At 64.9% G+C, this 16,789-nt stretch carries 15 protein-coding genes; 6 read left to right on the forward strand and 9 right to left on the reverse strand.

Features of this window, described 5'->3' with window-relative positions; all coding sequences use genetic code 11:
* Nucleotides 1-93 precede the first annotated feature (93 nt).
* Together FA04_RS26175 and FA04_RS26180 are read right to left on the reverse strand one after the other, a co-directional pair.
* On the reverse strand, nucleotides 94-1,266 hold the full coding sequence (locus FA04_RS26175; protein WP_034805670.1) for a glycerate kinase family protein: 1,173 nt from the start codon (nucleotides 1,264-1,266) through the stop codon (nucleotides 94-96).
* Between the two features lie 172 nt (nucleotides 1,267-1,438).
* Nucleotides 1,439-2,917 (reverse strand): SLC13 family permease, encoded by a 1,479-nt coding sequence (locus tag FA04_RS26180; protein WP_234798788.1) that lies wholly within the window; start codon nucleotides 2,915-2,917, stop codon nucleotides 1,439-1,441.
* A 228-nt stretch (nucleotides 2,918-3,145) separates the two neighbouring features.
* Between FA04_RS26180 and FA04_RS26185 the strand changes: the two genes are divergently transcribed.
* Nucleotides 3,146-3,595 (forward strand): pyridoxamine 5'-phosphate oxidase family protein, encoded by a 450-nt coding sequence (locus tag FA04_RS26185; protein WP_034805669.1) that lies wholly within the window; start codon nucleotides 3,146-3,148, stop codon nucleotides 3,593-3,595.
* A gap of 46 nt (nucleotides 3,596-3,641) precedes the next feature.
* Here the strand turns inward: FA04_RS26185 and FA04_RS26190 are convergent, their stop codons facing one another.
* The 7 genes from FA04_RS26190 to FA04_RS26220 form a co-directional block, all read right to left on the reverse strand.
* Nucleotides 3,642-4,478: a universal stress protein gene (locus FA04_RS26190; RefSeq protein ID WP_034805667.1), complete on the reverse strand. Its 837-nt coding sequence runs from the start codon at nucleotides 4,476-4,478 to the stop codon at nucleotides 3,642-3,644.
* 249 nt (nucleotides 4,479-4,727) lie between these two features.
* The gene (locus tag FA04_RS26195; protein WP_034805665.1) at nucleotides 4,728-5,972 is read right to left on the reverse strand and encodes a Gfo/Idh/MocA family protein; all 1,245 of its coding nucleotides are present in this window, start codon (nucleotides 5,970-5,972) and stop codon (nucleotides 4,728-4,730) included.
* Nucleotides 5,973-6,053: 81 nt separating this feature from the next.
* Complete coding sequence (locus FA04_RS26200; RefSeq protein WP_034805663.1) at nucleotides 6,054-7,073, reverse strand: LacI family DNA-binding transcriptional regulator; 1,020 nt, start codon at nucleotides 7,071-7,073, stop codon at nucleotides 6,054-6,056.
* The gene (locus FA04_RS26205) at nucleotides 7,070-8,026 is read right to left on the reverse strand and encodes an ABC transporter permease (protein WP_034805661.1); all 957 of its coding nucleotides are present in this window, start codon (nucleotides 8,024-8,026) and stop codon (nucleotides 7,070-7,072) included. The genes FA04_RS26200 and FA04_RS26205 overlap by 4 nt, the downstream gene beginning before the upstream one ends.
* A complete protein-coding gene (locus FA04_RS26210; protein ID WP_034805955.1) occupies nucleotides 8,023-9,015 on the reverse strand; it encodes an ABC transporter permease in 993 nt (330 codons plus the stop codon). Before FA04_RS26210 ends, FA04_RS26205 begins: the two co-directional genes overlap by 4 nt.
* A complete protein-coding gene (locus FA04_RS26215; protein WP_034805659.1) occupies nucleotides 9,015-10,520 on the reverse strand; it encodes a sugar ABC transporter ATP-binding protein in 1,506 nt (501 codons plus the stop codon). The genes FA04_RS26210 and FA04_RS26215 overlap by 1 nt, the downstream gene beginning before the upstream one ends.
* Before the next feature lie 164 nt (nucleotides 10,521-10,684).
* Nucleotides 10,685-11,710 carry an ABC transporter substrate-binding protein gene (locus FA04_RS26220; RefSeq protein WP_034805952.1) on the reverse strand — a complete coding sequence of 342 codons (1,026 nt, stop codon included), beginning with the start codon at nucleotides 11,708-11,710 and terminating at the stop codon, nucleotides 10,685-10,687.
* Between the two features lie 450 nt (nucleotides 11,711-12,160).
* Here FA04_RS26220 and FA04_RS26225 point away from each other — a divergent pair, with 450 nt between their 5' ends.
* The 5 genes from FA04_RS26225 (at nucleotide 12,161) to FA04_RS26245 (ending at nucleotide 16,775) form a co-directional block, all read left to right on the forward strand.
* Nucleotides 12,161-12,979 (forward strand): DUF3100 domain-containing protein, encoded by an 819-nt coding sequence (locus FA04_RS26225; RefSeq protein ID WP_034805657.1) that lies wholly within the window; start codon nucleotides 12,161-12,163, stop codon nucleotides 12,977-12,979.
* 15 nt (nucleotides 12,980-12,994) lie between these two features.
* Entirely contained in the window at nucleotides 12,995-13,507 is a 513-nt protein-coding gene (locus FA04_RS26230; protein WP_034805654.1) for a hypothetical protein, read from the forward strand.
* 105 nt (nucleotides 13,508-13,612) lie between these two features.
* Entirely contained in the window at nucleotides 13,613-14,770 is a 1,158-nt protein-coding gene (locus FA04_RS26235) for a M20 aminoacylase family protein (protein WP_034805651.1), read from the forward strand.
* Between the two features lie 24 nt (nucleotides 14,771-14,794).
* Nucleotides 14,795-15,712, forward strand: a complete 918-nt coding sequence (locus FA04_RS26240) for a LysR family transcriptional regulator (RefSeq protein WP_234798789.1) — start codon at nucleotides 14,795-14,797, stop codon at nucleotides 15,710-15,712.
* Between the two features lie 178 nt (nucleotides 15,713-15,890).
* The gene (locus FA04_RS26245) at nucleotides 15,891-16,775 is read left to right on the forward strand and encodes an NAD(P)-dependent oxidoreductase (RefSeq protein ID WP_034805645.1); all 885 of its coding nucleotides are present in this window, start codon (nucleotides 15,891-15,893) and stop codon (nucleotides 16,773-16,775) included.
* Nucleotides 16,776-16,789 lie beyond the last annotated feature (14 nt).

A 16,789-nucleotide genomic window follows, 5' to 3' on the forward strand; every position in this document is an offset into this window, starting at 1 on the left:
CGAGGACAACCTTGGCGATTGCATGACGTAGCCGCCGCGCGGCTCCGGCGGGAGACGGCAGCGCCGCCGTCCCGCCAGAGTGTGGCCGTTTTGTCAGGCAGCCAGTCCGCGTTCGTTGAGCAGCATTCCGACGCGCACCATGCGCACGGCATCTTCAGCCGCACGAACGAGCAGTTTCGGCGCGGCGTTGATGGCATCGTCGAGGGTGCAGGGCGCCTTCAGGATCGAGGCGAAAGCGTCGATGCCGTGCTCGAAATTGAGGGTCACGCCCTTGCCAATCGTACCGGCGAGAGCGATCACGGGGCGGCCCGCCTCCTTCGCCCTGTGCCCGACCTCGGCCGGCACCTTGCCGAACGGCGTCTGCCCGTCGAGGCTGCCTTCGGCGGTGATCACCAGATCGGCCCTGGCGATCATGCTGTCGAGATCGAGATAGCGCATCACGATGTCGTAGCGCGGATGCAGCGCGCCGCCGAGCAGCCCCATGACCGCCGCCCCGAGACCACCGGACGCGCCCGCTCCCGCTACGTCGCCGACCGCGATACCGGTTGCCGTCTCGATGGCTGCGGCATAGGTCTCCATCGCAGCCGCGAGCAGTTCCACCTGCTCCGGCGTTGCGCCCTTCTGCGGCCCGAAGACACGGGCAACGCCGCGTGCGCCGAGCAGCACATTGTGCCAGTTGACGGCCGCGTCGATGCGAACCTCGGCGAGGCGCGGATCGCGGCCCGAAATGTCGATGCGCGCCAGCGACGCCAGTGCCGCACCGCCGGGCGCAAGCGGTTTGCCCTTCCGGTCGAGCAGCTTCACGCCCAAGGCTGCGGCCATGCCGGCGCCGCCATCGTTGATGCCGCTGTCGCCGCAGCCAAGCAGGATACGGCGGGCGCCGGCGTCGAGGGCCGCCCGGATCAGCTCACCGACGCCGTAGCTGGTGGTGAGGCAGGGGTTGCGCCGATCGCGCGGGACCAGTCGCAAACCGGCGGCCGCGGCCATTTCGATGACGGCCGTGCGTTCGGACTGCCCGCCGAGGAAACCGAAATGCGAGGCGACGGGTTCGCCGAGCGGGCCGGTCACGGTCAGTTCGTGCAGGCTGCCGCCGGTGATAGCGACGAGCGCCTTGGTGAAGCCTTCACCGCCGTCGACCATGGGCACCTTGAGGACCTCGGCGCTCGGGCAGGCGCGCAGCACGCCCTTCTCGATGCAGTTGGCAGCTTCTTCCGCCGACAGGCTTTCCTTGAAACCGGACGGTGCAACCAGAATGGTAAGTGACATGTGACAATCTCCTTGCACTTTTGTGACAATGCGGATGCAGGGGAGAAACGGCAGCTCGCCACGTTTATTCCGGCCGAAATGCAGAATTCTTTCTTTTACGAAAAGAAAAAGAAAAGAGCCGAAGCGACAGACGCTTCGGCTCTTAAAATGACATTATATCAGATGCTTATCGTCATGTTTCCAACCCGACTGCAGGCCAGATCACAAGCGCGAACAGGGCAAGCAACGCGATGAACGGGAGCGCCAGCATCAAGGCCAAGCGCAGGAGATCGGAAGGGCTGAAAGCGGGTGGTTCCATACCTCCGAACAGCGCTACGGGCTTCGCCGAAACCATCAGCGTCTGGCAAAAGCCACTACCTATGGCTGTGACCATGATGAGGCTGGCGGGGCTGACCCCGAAGCCCGCCAGTGGCAGCGCAACGGCCGGAATGAGCACTGTCGCGCGAGCCGTTCGCGAGGCAAGGACGATATGGGCAAAGGTCGCGACCGCAATGGCGAGAAGCACGACCAGCCACGCCGGCGGCTTGCCGATCTGGCCGAAGGCACCGATCAGGCGATCGGCAAGTTCCGTCGCCGTGCCGGTCGACAGCAGCGCTTCGCCGATGACGAGCGTGCCGGCAAGAAACAGAAGCAGGTTCCACTCGACACCCTTCAGCGCCTTGCGAAACGGCATGCCGGAGATCTTTTCCGACGCAAGGACAAGAGCGCCGACGAGTGCCACCACCGGCAGCGCGATGCCGTGCAGGTCCGAGGTCGCGAGTGCTGCGACGATCGCAGCGGTCACGGCAAGGATTGCCTTGTCGCGCGCCGAAAACGGAGGTTTCTCCGTAGGCGCGGCCGGCAGGTCGAAGCGCGAGTTCCGGTCGGCATCGTCGAGGAAGAAGCGCAGGATCAGGCCGCAGGCAAGGAGGCTCGTCAGCAGCGCGAAGGGCGCGGCAAGCAAGGCCCAGCCGAGAAAACCCGGCGCCTCACCGCCGCTGCGGCGAATGAAATCGACGGCAACGAGATGGGCGCCAGCGCCGGTCAGCGAGGCGGCCGCCGAAAGCAGGATCACCGACGGGAACAGGAGGGCCAGCGCGCGGGTGACGCCAGGGCGGCCGATGGTCGAGGCAAGCCCCAGGAAGACCGGCATGAAGATCGCCGCCCGCGCCGAGGTCGAGGGGATGACGAAGGCAGTCACGAAGATCGTCAGCGTCACCACCCAGAACAGCCGGCTGACATCGCGGAAACGGGCAAGCAGCCGGAAGGCGAGCCGCTCAACGAGACCAGATGCCTGCAGCACCGCCGCGATCACCGATGCCGCCATCATCAGCCAGACGATGTCGTTGCCAAGCGCGGCATAAACCGCCTCTTCGCCGACGGCGCCGGTCACGGCCAAAGCCGCCGCCCCGGCAAGCGCCACCGGCGTTTCCGGCAGGTCGAAGATCGTCCAGCAGATCAGCGTCGTCGCAAACACCATCAGCGAAAGGCGCATCGGCAGCACCAGGCCGTCGGCCGCGAGAAAGATCAGGACGGCGGCAAAGGCGACGAGCATTGCGCCGACGAGCAGGCGCACCTGACTCACCGGCATATGGCCGTCAATGCGTTCGGCTACCGCCGCGTTCAGGGTGACGAGGTCTTTTTCCGAAGCGATCACCGGGCTGATGGTCATAGCTACGCTCCCTTTTTGCTGGCCCAGGCTCGCGCGGCAACCGCGCCGCACGAAAGCCACCGGGCTGATTTCGTGGGAGGGCAAACGGGGTGTCGGGCGGTTTATTCCGCTCGTGCCCGACAATTTTCGGCGCTGGAGGCCCGAAAGCCCGAATTGAGCGAGATCAATGCCTGTTCTCCTGACAGGCAGAGACTGGTGCCAGATGACCTCTTTCAAAAGGAGAGTTTCATGTTGATCAGGGAAATGTCGCGGCAGGAATGCATCGACCTCGTCGCCGAGAACCACATCGCCCGCCTCGGGTGCGTCCGGGATGGCCAGCCCTATGTCGTGCCCATCCAATATGCTTTTGCCGCCAACAGGCTCTACGGCTTTTCGATGCCCGGGCAGAAGATCGACTGGATGCGGGCCACTCCCCGCGTCTGCATTCAAATGGACACGGCAACGGACCGGAAGGACTGGCGAAGCGTCGTCATCTACGGCCGCTATCAGGAACTGCCGGATACGAAACAATGGCATCGCGAGCGCATGAACGCCTGGTCGCTTCTCGAACAGCGCGTGAACTGGTGGGAACCGGGCGGTCTGAAGCCCGGCGATCAGGCAATTACCGGCGCCTCGCCGCATCTCTTCTTCGAAATCGAGATCGATGAGGTGACCGGGCGGGCAGCCACTGTGGGTTGATGACCGTCGGCGCGCAGTCAGATGGCTGCGCGCTCGGCCGTGCCTGTCAATGGGCCATCAGCACGGGTACCACTGCGTTTTCGAGCATCGAGCGGGTGACGCCGCCGAAGACGCGTTCACGCATTCTGGAGTGGCCATAGGCGCCCATGACGATCAGATCGGCGGCCACGTCGGAAGCGAAGCGATTGATCACGTCATCGACCCGATGCCCGCCGCTCGGCAGCCGCTCGACGGAAACCGAAACGCCATGCCGGGCAAGGTAGCCGGCGATATCGGCACCGGGTTCCTCGCCGTTCTTGCCGTAGGCGGAACGCGGGTCGACCATCGTCACGTGGACGATCTTGGCGCCCTTCAGCAGGTCGAGCGCTTCGCGTACCGCACGGGCCGCTTCCAGCCGGGAGTTCCAGGCAAGCACCACCGTCCTCGGATCAAGCCGCGCGGGCTTGCCCTTGGGCAGGACGAGGACCGGTCGCGCGGAGTTGAACAGCGTCCCGTCGATGGTGCGCGACCGTAGCTCCGGGTCCAGCATCAGGCCGTCGCCCACGAGCGTCAGGTCGGCATAGCGTGCGCGCTCGCCGATCTCGTCATCGGCCCAGGCAGCCTCGGTGTATTTCGTTTCGACGCTGAACGAGATGCCTTCCCGGGTGAGAACGTCGGTTGCGCTTGCCACGCAGGATTCGAGCTTGTCGACCTCGCGCTGACGTTCGTTCAGCCAGTCAATCGAGATGGCGGCGGCAAAATCGCCGATCGGCGGAGAAGCGGCGAGCTTGACGATCAACAGGGAGAGGTGAGCGTTTGCCGAAGCGCAGACCTGTGCCGCGGCACGCAGATCGTCTGCGGAATGATCGACGCCGACCACGGCGAGAATTGTCTTGTATGTCATCGCGTTTCCTCCTCGCGACCGGACTTAAGAACTGAGTCAGCCTAGGCAAATGCGCACCCGGCGACATTGATCCCCGTCAACCGGGATCATGGAGGAAAGCGTATAATTATGGGGGGCTCTACGCGCAGGCGTCTACGCCGACCGCCCTCGTTGCGGGCGGGCCGGCGAAGACGGTCATTGCCTCCGCCGCCCAATTGCTCCGCAAACTCGGCCTCACGGCCTCGACCGCGCGGGCCTGAACTTCAGTCGTCAGGCACCCCGGCGCGCGACGACCGGCACGTAATGTTCGAGCTCCGGCGCCGGGAAGTTGAGCGTCGCGTTGATTTCTGCCGACCGGTAAAGCCCCATCAGCATCTCGACGACAGCAAGGCCGTCCTCGAAGGTTTCGAGCGGCTTTTCGCCCTTGCGGAAGCACTCGACCATGTGGCGGTTTTCGTCGGTATAGCCGTAGACGCCGGCCTCGTCCTCGAGCACCGGCATCAGGCCCTGCTCGGCATTCTGCTTTTCGACGAGATCCTCGCCCTCCGAGCCCTTGACCTCGCGCGACATGAAGATCTTCAGGCCGGTAGAGAGCGAATTGTATTCGAGCGCATATTCCGGTCCGAGCAATTCGAGCTGGATGCGCAAGCCGGCGCCGACATAGGCCCAGGAGGTGGTCGCCTCGATCATCAGCTCGTTGCCGTCCTGGTCTTCGAGCGTCACCGTGGCGCGGGCAAAATCCTCGGACGGCCGGTTGCGATAATCGACCTCGTTGCCGAAGCGATTGCGCAGTTGTTCGGCATAGTGGGGACGCGTCCATTTGAGGTTGGCGACGGTGCCGTTTACCGCCTTGATCTTCAGCGAATTGCGCGGCGCACCGGGCGCCGTCAGCAGGTAGCGCGCGACCTCGACGCTGTGGCACATCATGTCCGAAAGCACGCCGCCGCCCTGCTTGTCGCCCTGCCAGAACCAGGGTTCGTGCGGGCCGGAATGTTCCTCGGCCGCGCGCGCCAGATAGGGGCGCCCGGTGGTCGTCGCCGCGCGCCGCCAGATGATTTCCTTGCCACGCAGCACCGGCGTGCAGAAAACCTGGTTTTCCAGATAACCGTGGTTGAGGCCGGCATCCTCGGCCAGCGACAGCATCTCGCGGGCTTCGGCAACCGTGCGGGCAAGCGGCTTTTCGCAGGCAACGGCGAAGACCTTGCTGCGGCCGTCTTTGACGGCCTTGTGCAGCGAACGCATGACGTCGATGCGGGTGTAGTTGGGCGAAAGGATCCAGACCGCGTCGACGTCATCGGCGGTCAGCAGCGCTTCCAGGCTTTCATGCGTGCGGCAGCTGCCGAGACCAAGCGCCTCGACCTCATTTGCAAATTTCTCGCGGTTCTCGGCCTTGCGGCTGAAGACGCCGGTGACCTCGACATTACGCACGCCGATCATCGATTTCAGATGGAAATGGGCGATGAAGCCCGATCCGACGAAACCCACGCGCAGCGTCTGCTTCGGTAGCTGTGTCATTCTCTTCTCCCATTGATCGATTTTGGTAACGGCGGGGTGCGGGCGGAAAACCGCACGCGGCTTTCCTCGTCCCACCTCCGGCTATTTACGTGGCGGCGCGGTGCTGCCACGGATGTTGAGCGTGGTCGGCAGGACGATGGCCGGCTCTGCGGCGACGTCACCATCCGAGAGGACGTTGAGAAGCTGCGACATCGCCGTGCGACCGATGTCGGCGCGCGGCTGGCTGACGGTCGTCAGCGGCGGATAGAAGGCCTTGCTGAGATAGAGATCGTCGAAGCCGACGACCGAGACGTCGCCGGGCACCTCGCGGCCAAGCCGCCGTAGCGCATGGATTGCGCCGTAGGCCATCTCGTCGTTGGCGGCGAAAATCGCGGTCGGCGGCTCCGGCAGGGCGAAAAGGTCCGAGGCGCAGGCCTCGCCGCTTTCGAGCAGGTAGTCGCCGCGCACCTCGTACCCCTCGGGGACCGCAAGGCCGGCCGCTTTCATGGCGGCCCGGTAGCCGTCGCGGCGGTGGAGCGCCATGACCTCCGGCAGGGGACCAGCGATATGGGCGATGCGGCGATGGCCGAGCGCGATCAGATGGTCGACCGCAGCCTCAGCGGCGGCGACGTTGTCGATTTGCACATGCGGGAAGCCGGACCCCTCGATCATTTCGAGCGCGATAACGACAGGCAGATGCGAGAGATCGGCGCTTTCGCCCGGCTCAGGCGGCGGCAGCTTGCCGGTCATCAGGATCATGCCGTCGGCATGGCCGTCGCGCAGCATGTTGAAATACTCGACCTCGCGGTCCGGGTCGTTCTCGGTGTTGCCCATGAGGACGGCGTAACCGGCCTCGCGCGCCGTCGCCTCCACGCCCTTCAGGATCTCGAGGTAGAAGGGGTTGCCGACGTCGCGCACGACAAGCAGTACCGACATCGACCGGCGCGTTCGCAAGTTGCGGGCGCTGACATTCGGGCGGTAGTTGAGCTCGCGCGCCAGCGCGTTGATGCGCTGGCGTGTCTCGTCCGTCACCAGCGACGAGCCGCTCAGTGCCCGCGAAACGGTCGCAACCGAGACACCGGCGCGTTCTGCGATATCCTTGATCTTCGGCCGCTCGCTCATGCGCGCATCGCCCTCCCGCGGCCGTAGAACAGCATGAGCAGCAGCAGCGTCGCGCCGAACACCATCTGACGGCCGGACTCGTCGATGTTCACCGTCGTCAGGATGCCCTGGAGGATGACAAGCAGCAGCGCGCCGGCCATGGTCCCGGTGTAACCGCCCTTGCCACCGGCAAGCGACGTGCCGCCAAAGACGACCGCGATGATCGACGACAGCATGTATTGCTCGCCGACATTGGCGAAAGACGATCCGGAATAACCGAGCAGGCAGAGCCCGGCGATCGCGGCGAACATGCCCGAGATCATGAAGAGACCGATGCGCATGAGCCGAACCGGCACGCCGGCCATATAGGCCGCGTGCTCGTTGGAGCCGATCGCGTAGATCCGATGACCGAAGACGGTGCGGTTCAGCATGAAGGCCATGAACAGGCCGATCACGATCCAGAGCCAGATGATGCCGGGAATGCCGAGCGCCAGCGGCTGGGTCACGAAGGCGGAGAGGCCGGGCGCGGCGCGACCCGAGGGAATGCCCTGGCGGATGACCACCAGCAGGCCCTGCAGCACGCCCAGCATGCCGAGTGTCATCACCAGCGGCGGGATGCGCAGAAGCGTGACGCCGAGGCCGTTCAAAAGGCCGAAGAAGGCGCCGGCCGCCAGGCAGGCGAGCACCGCCGGCAGGATGCCGCCATCGGCACCGTTCATGACATTGCCGGCGATGATCGCCGAGAGCGACACGACGCCGCCGACGGAGAGGTCGATGCCCTCGCGGCCGCCGAGAATGACGACGTTCTGGCCGGCGGCGACGATGCCGAGCAGCGAGGCGACGATCAAGAGCCGGAGGATCTGATCGGCCGAGGCAAACCCCGGCGACAGGCTTTGGCCAAGATAGAGCAGCGCGACGATGAGGATGAGCGCCACGACCAGCGGCTGTTTGAAGAACGACGTAACCGAGCTCATGCGCGTGCCCTCCGACCGGCGAGCACGCCGGCCATCAAGACGATCAGAATGGCGAGGCCCTGGACGAAGTTCTGCCATTCCGACGGCGTGCCCATGAAGAAGACCAGGGAATTGACGAGGCCGATCGTCAGGGCGCCGAGCAGAGAGCCGACCACCGTCGTCCAGCCGCCGGCAAGCGCACTGCCGCCAAGCACGACGGCGGCGACGCTGTAGAGCGTCATCTTGCCGCCGACCAGCGGATCGCCGCTCGCTGTATCACCCGTGAGGCAGAAAGCGGCAAGCGCCGAGAACAGTCCGCACAGAAGGTAGCCCTTGATGCGGACGGCGACGACCGGAAGCCCGGTCTGATAGGCGGCCTGCTGGTCGTCACCGACGGCCAGCAGTTCGGTGACGATGCGCGTGCGCGACAGGAAGTAAAGCAGGACAGCCAGCGCCGCGAGCACGTAGAAGACGAAGGGCAGGCCCAAGAGGCGGCCGCCATAGGTGCGCCAGAACAGTGCCGGCGCCGGCGTACCGGCAACGGGCATGACATAGAGCGCCAGCCCGGTGAAGAAGATGCTGGTCGCAAAGGTGGCGACGATCGCCTGCAGCCGAAGTGCTGCGACGACCAGTCCGTTGACCAGCCCGCAGGCAAGTCCGATGAGGACGCCGAGCGCAAGTGCGAGCAGCACGGCACCGGCGCCGCCGCCCCAGCGCTCCATCAGGACGACGATCGCGACATTGACCAGCGACAGCGTCGCGCCGGCGGAAAGATCGATATCGCCGGCGGAGACGACATAGGTCTGCGCGATCGCCAGCATGATCAGCGCCATATAGGTGCTGAGCAGACCCGTCAGCGAGCGGTAGCTCAGGCTGTTGGGCGAAAAGAGGCCGTTCAGCGCCAGCAGCACGATGAGGATGACCAGTGCCGGCAGGAAGGGGTAGCGCTCGAGCCAGGAGCGCAGCCCACCGCTCCTTGGAGAGGAAATGTCTGTCGCGGTCGATGTCATCATGCGGCCTCGTATGCAGCCTGGTAGAGATTGTAGCGGGTGCGATCGTCACCGATCAGCTCGCGTGTCACCGAGCCGCCGTTGAAGACGAGGATACGGTTGGCGTTGCCGAGCAGCTCGGCGTCCTCGGACGAATAGAGCAGGATGCCGAGGCCTTCGGCCGCAAGCTGGCGAATGAGCGCAAAGAGATCGGCCTTGGCCTGGAGGTCGATGCCCTTGGTTGGGTCGTCGAGCAGCAGCACGTCGGGCCGATCGATCAGCCATCGGGCGATGATCACTTTCTGCTGGTTGCCGCCGGAAAGCGAATTGATCGGATGGAAGAGGCTCGCAAACTTGGTGTGCATCGCTTCGAGCGCCGGCATCGCCTTGTTTTTGAGGCTCGAGGGCCGCGCGAGCATCAGCCGGTCGCGAAGATAATGGATCGGCGTGACGTTCTCTATGATCGGACGGCCGCTGATGACGCCGTCGCGACCGCGGTCGCCGGAGACATAGGCGCAGCCACGGCGAATGGCGTCGCGCGGGCTTTTGGCATCATAGCGTTCGCCGCCGATCGTCACCTCGCCGGATGAAACGGTGCTTGCGCCGAAGATGGCCCGCAGCAGCGCCGATTGCCCCTGCCCGTGCAGCCCGCCGAGCCCGAGGATCTCGCCCTTTGCCACCTCGAAGCTGACATCGCGAAAGCCCTTGCCCGAGAGGCTACGTACGGAGATCGCCGTCTGCGCGCCAGTTTCCACCACCGCTGGTGCCGATGACCTTGCAGCCGGCATGTCGCTGGCGCCGCCGACCATCAGCCGGATGACCGTTGCCGGGTCGGTCTCGGAGAGTTTCAACGTCTCGATGGTCTCGCCGTCGCGGATGATCGTCACGCGATCGCCGATCGCGGTGATTTCGTCCATGCGGTGCGAGATGAAGATGATGCCGCGACCCTGGCCTTTGAGATCGCGCAGGATCTCGAAGAAGCGATCGACCTGGGCGCGGTCAAGTGCGGAGGTCGGCTCGTCGAAGATCAGGATCGGCGCTTCGCTGGCGAGCGCCTTCATGATCTCCACCAGTTGCCGCTGGTCCGCCCGGAGATTGCCGACCAGGGCCTCCGCGTGGAAACCTTCGCCGGAGACCTCCGAGAACAAGGCGATGTAGCGCGCCGCGCGCGCCTTCATTGCCGCCCGGTCGATGAAGAGGCCGGCCTTCACCGGCAGGGCGGAAAGGCAGATGTTTTCCTCGACCGACCGGTGGCTGGCGAGGCTGAGTTCCTGGTAGAAAATGCCGATGCCGGCGGCGCGTGCGGCTTGCGGCCCGGAGATCGTCACGCGCTTGTCGTTGATCAGGATCTGGCCGCCATCCGGCCGCACGCTGCCGGCGATGATCTTGCACAGCGTGCTCTTGCCGGAGCCGTTGGAGCCCATCAGCACATGCACTTCGCCGGCAGCGATCTCAAGGTCGCCGCGGCGTAGCGCCAGCGTTGCGCCGTAAGCCTTGCTCACGCCGTTCAGTCTCAGTTTCGACATCGGCTGTCGTCCATTTGGTTGCTTGCCGCATCTTCAGGGATGCTCGCGCTCGGCACCGGCTCCACTGCAGCAATCTTTCACGCCCGATCGGCCTTGGTCGGTGGCCATCGGCGGCATCGGTCGCCGGGCGGCTCAAGACAAGAGTCGCCCGGCGAAACCCGAACTTACTTGAACAACGCCGTGGCGTCGTCGATCGAAAGCGCGTTGGTGTAGGAGTAGTAGCCCGGCTTGCCGTCGAGCTGCTTGGCGGCGTCGCCGAGGTTCTTGCTGTCGATGAACGGGATCGGCAGATACATGGCGTTCTTGTACTGGCCAGCCGTTGCCGGCTCCTTCAGTTCCTTGCCCTGCAGCATCAGCACCGCGACGTTGAGCGCGCTTGCCATGACGCCCGGCGGGTTGACGGTCGCGCCGGAATTCAGCTTGTCCTTGACCCAGAGATCGATGAAATCCTTGCGGATTTCGCCGGTTGCGGCGATCTGGCTGGTCTTGCCCGCATCCATGATCGACTTCCAGGCGCCAGCCGCCATGCCGTCCTGCACGACGACGCCGTTGATATCAGGATAGGTCGCAAGAATGTTCTGCATCGCTTGCTGGCCCTGGGCCTGATCCCAGTTGGCGTTGACCTCGTTGACCACCTGCAGATCTGGATAATCCTTGAAGACGCTCTTGTAGCCGGCAACGCGCATTTCGTTGGCCGGATGGCCGGCGACGCCGTTGATGGCGACCACCTTGCCCTTGCCGCCGAGCGTGTCAGCCAGCCACTTGGCGCCGGCGGCGCCCCAGGCCGTCTGGTCGATGCCGACATAGGTCGCATCCGGCGAGGAAACCTCAGCGTCCGTCGCGATCACCAGGATGCCGGCTTCCTTCGCCTGGGCGAAGATCGGATCGAAGGCCGTCGGGCTGTTGGGGTTGATGATGATGGCGTTAACGCCTTCGGCGATGAAGTTGCGCACATGCGCGATCTGCCCGGGTACGTCGACATTGGCACTCTGGACGGAGACTTCGACGTCGACGCCCTTCTCCTTCCACTTCGCCGCGGCCTCCTTGGCCTCGTCGATCATCTGCGTGCGCCATTCGCTGCCGACCCAGCCGTTGGACAGGCCGATCTTGAAGGTCTCGGCATTGGCGAAAGAAGCGGAAATGGCAATGGTTGCGACAGCGCCAAGCGCTGCGGCGATAAATTTCTTCATCAGATCCTCCCAAATCTTGCGAAAACCATGAAGCCAGAAAATGTAATCGATTTCAATGGGCATTTTCGGGAATTTTGTGCGGTTTCGTTTTCCGCCGCCGGGAGGATCAAGGAGATAACGGAAAGCGTCGGGCGCGGGCAGAATAGACTTCGGAAAGTGTCTCACCGAGAGAAGCCAATAGTGCTTGGTTCCCCCTCCCCGCTGTGCGACATCAAGGGCAGAGGCGGTGACGATTCGTCGTTGCGCCAACTGGAATGAACTGCAGGAATGACGCCATGACATGAAGGCGCTGCGGGATTGATCCCAATGGCCGCCCGAACAGCGGCCCGCCCGTTGCTCAAATCGCAACACTTCGTTGCTTGCCGGCCGGCTAGCCGCAATTTGCCCTCACCGCCTACTCTGAACGCTGGGCAAAGAACAACAACTGGCTCCCAACCAGAGGAGAACATCATGACCGGGAAAACCGGAGCCGCCTCGGGCGCGCTCTATCTGCATATCTTTGTGCTGGCGATCGTCATCGCCTCCGAGCTGATCGGCATTCAGCGTCTGCCGATCGGTATCGGCACCGTCATCTTCCTGCCGATCCTTTACGCCTTCGCGCTTGGCATCGCCTTCAATCCGGCCATTTTCAAGGCGACCGGCAAGTTCCTGTCGCGCGATGCGGTCAAGCTTTCCGGCGCGATGATCACCGTTGCCATCATGCCGTTCATCGCCAAGTTCGGAACGACGGTCGGCCCGCAGATTTCGCAGATCATCGAGGCCGGCCCGGCGCTGGTTCTGCAGGAACTCGGCAATCTCGGAACGATCATCGTCGCCTTCCCGGTCGCAGTGTTCCTTCTCAAGATGGGCCGTGAAGCCGTCGGCGCCACCTATTCGATCGACCGCGAGCCGAACATCGCGCTGATCGCCGACAAATATGGCCTCAACTCGCCGGAAGGTGCCGGCGCCATGGGCGTTTATGCGACCGGCACGCTGATCGGCACCTTCGTCTTCGCCATCATGCCGCCGATCGTTCACGGCCTCGGCATCTTCGACGTGCGTGCGCTCGCCATGTCCTGCGGCGTCGGCTCCGGCTCGATGCTGGCGGCCTGCACCGGCGGTCTCGTCGCGGCGGTGCCGGACCAGAAGGACATCATTCTCGCGCTCGCCGCCGCCAGCAACATCCTGACCTATGCCACCGGCCTCTATGTCGGCATGTTCGTGGCGCTGCCGTTGACGGAGTGGCTCTACAACAAGGCGCGCCCATCCGAGCGTCGCACCGCAGCCTGATCGGGAGAGAGAACCATGACCAACCAGAACACCTCCGCCAACTACGCCGACGATCTCCCGCTGAACCCCGAGGACGAACGCAAGCTCGATGTGATCGGCCATGCCGGCCTGCTGATCATCGCCTGTGCGATCGGCCTTGTCGCCAACTGGGTCGGCACCGGAACGTCGCCGCTCACCGCATTGCCGGGCATGGCGACGCTATATGCCGCCTGTATCGTCGGCCTGGCGCTCGCCCGCTTCGTGCCCTTCTACCTGCCAAGCGTCGCCTGGGTTTCGCTGATCGCGATCCTCATCACCATCCCGGGCGTTCCGGGTGCAGCCTGGGTCAGCGAACAGGTCGAGCACCTCAACTTCCTCGCATTGGCGACCCCGGCGCTTGCCTATGGCGGCCTTGCCTTGACGGCGAACGAGTTCGCGATCGCCCGCCGCTCGGGCTGGAAGATCGTCATCGTCGCGATCTGCGTGATGGTCGGCACCTATATGGGCTCGGTCGTCGTCGCCGATCTCTTCCTGCGTCTCGGCCAGTAACGCGGCACGCAATTCCAGGAAGCGGTTTTCCGTCCGGAATTGTGTAAGAGAAACAGGTCGGCCGCTCTGCGGCCGGCCATCCCCTCAAACGACAGGACGCACGCCATGACACGCCACGACATCAGCCCCGAGCGCATCGAGGAAACGATCCGCTGGCGTCATCACCTGCATGCCCATCCCGAGCTTGCCTTCGAGGAACGCCAGACCGCGGCCTTCATCGCCGGCCGGCTTGCCGAATGGGGCATTGCCGTGAAGGACGGTTATGGCGGCACCGGGCTTGTCGGCACGCTCAGGCGTGGCACATCGAACCGATCGATCGCCATTCGCGCCGACATGGACGCGCTGCCGATCATCGAGACGAGCGGCGCTGCCTACGCCTCGAAGACGACGGGCAAGATGCACGCCTGCGGCCACGACGGCCACGTCGCCATGCTGCTGGCCGCCGCCCGGCAGGCGAGCGAGATGGACTTCGACGGCACCGTGCATTTCATCTTCCAGCCGGCCGAAGAGGCCGAGGGCGGTGCCCGCGTCATGGTCGCCGATGGCCTCTTCCGTGATTTCCCGGCCGATGCCGTCTATGCGCTGCACAACTGGCCGGCGCTCGACGTCGGCTCGGTGGTGGCCCGCGACGACGCGATGATGGCCGCCTTCGGGGTCTTCGAAATCACCATCACCGGTCGCGGCGCCCATGGGGCGATGCCGCATGAGGGTGCTGACCCGCTCGTCGCTAGCGCCCAGATCGTCACGGCCTTGCAGACGATTGCCAGCCGTAACGTCTCGCCACTCGAAGCGGCCGTCGTCTCCGTCACACAGATCCACGGCGGCGACGCCTGGAACGTGATCCCGGAAAAAGCCGTGATCCGCGGCACCACGCGCTGGTTCGACAAGGCGGTCGGTGACACGCTCGAAAACCGGATGCGCACGCTCGTTTCGGCCCTTGCCGAAGGGCTCGGCTGCACGGCCGAGCTCGATTATCAGCGCCGCTATCCGGCGACGATCAACGATCCCGCAGCCGCCGCGCTCGCACGCTCGGTCGCCGCGGCAGACCCGGCCTTGACGGTCATCGACGCGCCACCAAGCATGGCGGCCGAGGACTTCGCCTTCATGCTCGACGAACGTCCCGGCTGCTATCTCTGGCTCGGCGCAAGACGCGAGGGCGTTAACCCCGGCCTGCACTCGCCGCACTACGATTTCAACGACGCGATCATCGGCCAGGGCGTAAACCTCTGGACACGCCTGATCGCGACCTCGCTTGGTCGTTGACCCCAAGGGGATTCCGTCGCATCCATGACCACCATGGACGTACTCGACGCGAAAGCGCTCAGGATCTTTATGGCGGTTGCGCGCATCGGTTCGATCCGGGGCGCTGCGGAGCATATGGGGCTGGCGCCATCGGTCGTCAGCCGCCAGATCGCCGACACTGAACGCGACATCGGCCTGTCCCTCTTCGAGCGCACCGCCCGCGGCACGGTCCTGACCGACGCCGGTGAACTGGTGCTCGAACACGGCAAACGCGTGCTCGAGGACAACGGGCTGCTTGCCGAGCAGCTCGACCAGATCCGCGGCGTGCAGCAGACCCGCATCCGCATTCGCTGCGGCGAAGGTTTCATGGCCGACCTGGTGGAGCACGGGCTCTCGTCGTTCTCAAAGGCACACTCCTATGTGCGCTACATCGTCGAACTCGGCAGCACCGAAGACGTCGTCGACGCCATCGCCAACAGCGACGCCGACATCGGCATCGCCTACAATCCCCTGACCGAACCGCGCATCCGGGCGCTGGCGATTGCGCGCCAGCCGCTCTGCGTCATCGTGCCGGCGGGCCATCCCCTGTCCGAGCGCAGCGACCTGAAACTTGCCGATTGCCTCGCCTTCCCGTGCGCGCTGCTCGGCAAGGGCAATGGCGTGACACAACTGGTGGCGCGGGTGGCGGCCGATGCGGGGCTGGCGCTGGCGCCGTTGCTCGAAACCCATTCGATCGAGGTGCTCCGCCGCTTCGTTGCAGCAAGCCTTGGCGTCACCTTCCTGCCGCGCACGTCCGTAACCGTGGAAATCGCGCGCGGGTCCATGCAGGCGATCGACCTCTCCGATCCGCTGCTGAGCGAGGCGAGCGCGCATTTGATGGTGCGGGCCCACCGCCGCCTGCCGCTGTCGGTCGAAAAACTCGGCCAGCATCTCGCGCGCGAGATGCAATCCTTCCAGACTTAGAAGACCGTCCTAGCTCGATGAAACCCGCGCGGCGCTAACGCTCGCCTTTCCCATCACCGGCGGTCGAGCAGACGTTGCCACGCCAGCAACGCATTGTACCAGGCGCGCCGTCTACCCGCTCGCCAGCCCGCATGCCACCTTCGCCGGATCATTCTGATCATACGAGGGTAAGCGGATCATGACGGCGGAACGAACGACAGTTGGCGTGGTGGGTTTGGGCGCCATGGGTCTCGGCATGGCGACGACGCTCGCCGGCAAAGGTTTTGCCGTCAAGGGCTTCGACCTCTCCGAGGCCCGGCGCACGCTTGCCGCCGAAGGCGGGGTGACCCCGGTCGAGGCTCTGACTGACGTCTTCTTCGACACCAACTTCATCGTCTTCTCGCTGCCGACCGCCAAGGACGTGGCAGCCGTCGTCGAGGCCAATCTCGAAGCGCTGAAGGCGGCCGGCCGCCGCGTCGTCATCATCGACACCTCGACCTCCGAGCCGGATGTCTCGCGTGATCTCGCCGCAGCCCTTGCCGGCCTCGGCCACGGCTTCATCGACGCGCCGGTCTCCGGCGGTCCGGCAGGTGCCGCAAGCGGCAAGCTGACGATGATGATCGGTGGCAGTGATGCGGACGTCGCCCTTGCCGGCCCGGTGATCGACGCGATGTCGGCCAAGGCCCTGCATGTCGGCCCGAGCGGCGCCGGCAACGTTGCCAAGCTCGTCAACAACCTGCTCGCCGCCGCCCATATGGTGACGACGGGCGAAGGGCTGAAGCTGGCGCTTGCCGCCGGGCTCGATGCGGACGAGGCGCTGAAGGTGCTCAACGCCGCGTCCGGCAAATCGATGATCAGCGAAGTGCATTTCCCGACCTGGGTGATGAACGGCCGCTTCGACAGCGGCTTCACCATGGGCCTGATGCGCAAGGACGTGCGGCTTGCCAGCGAGCTTGCGGCCCGCACCGGCGCCGATCTGCCGCTCTCGGGCGCGGTCGCCAAGCTCTGGGCCGAGAGCCCGCTCGAAAACGCCGAGGACTTCACCCGCATGGGCGCCTTCCGCCCGGTGGCCAACGACAACTGAGACTTGAAGGGAAC

The sequence above is a fragment of the Ensifer adhaerens genome (assembly GCF_000697965.2).
Classification (GTDB): Bacteria; Pseudomonadota; Alphaproteobacteria; order Rhizobiales; family Rhizobiaceae; genus Ensifer; species Ensifer adhaerens.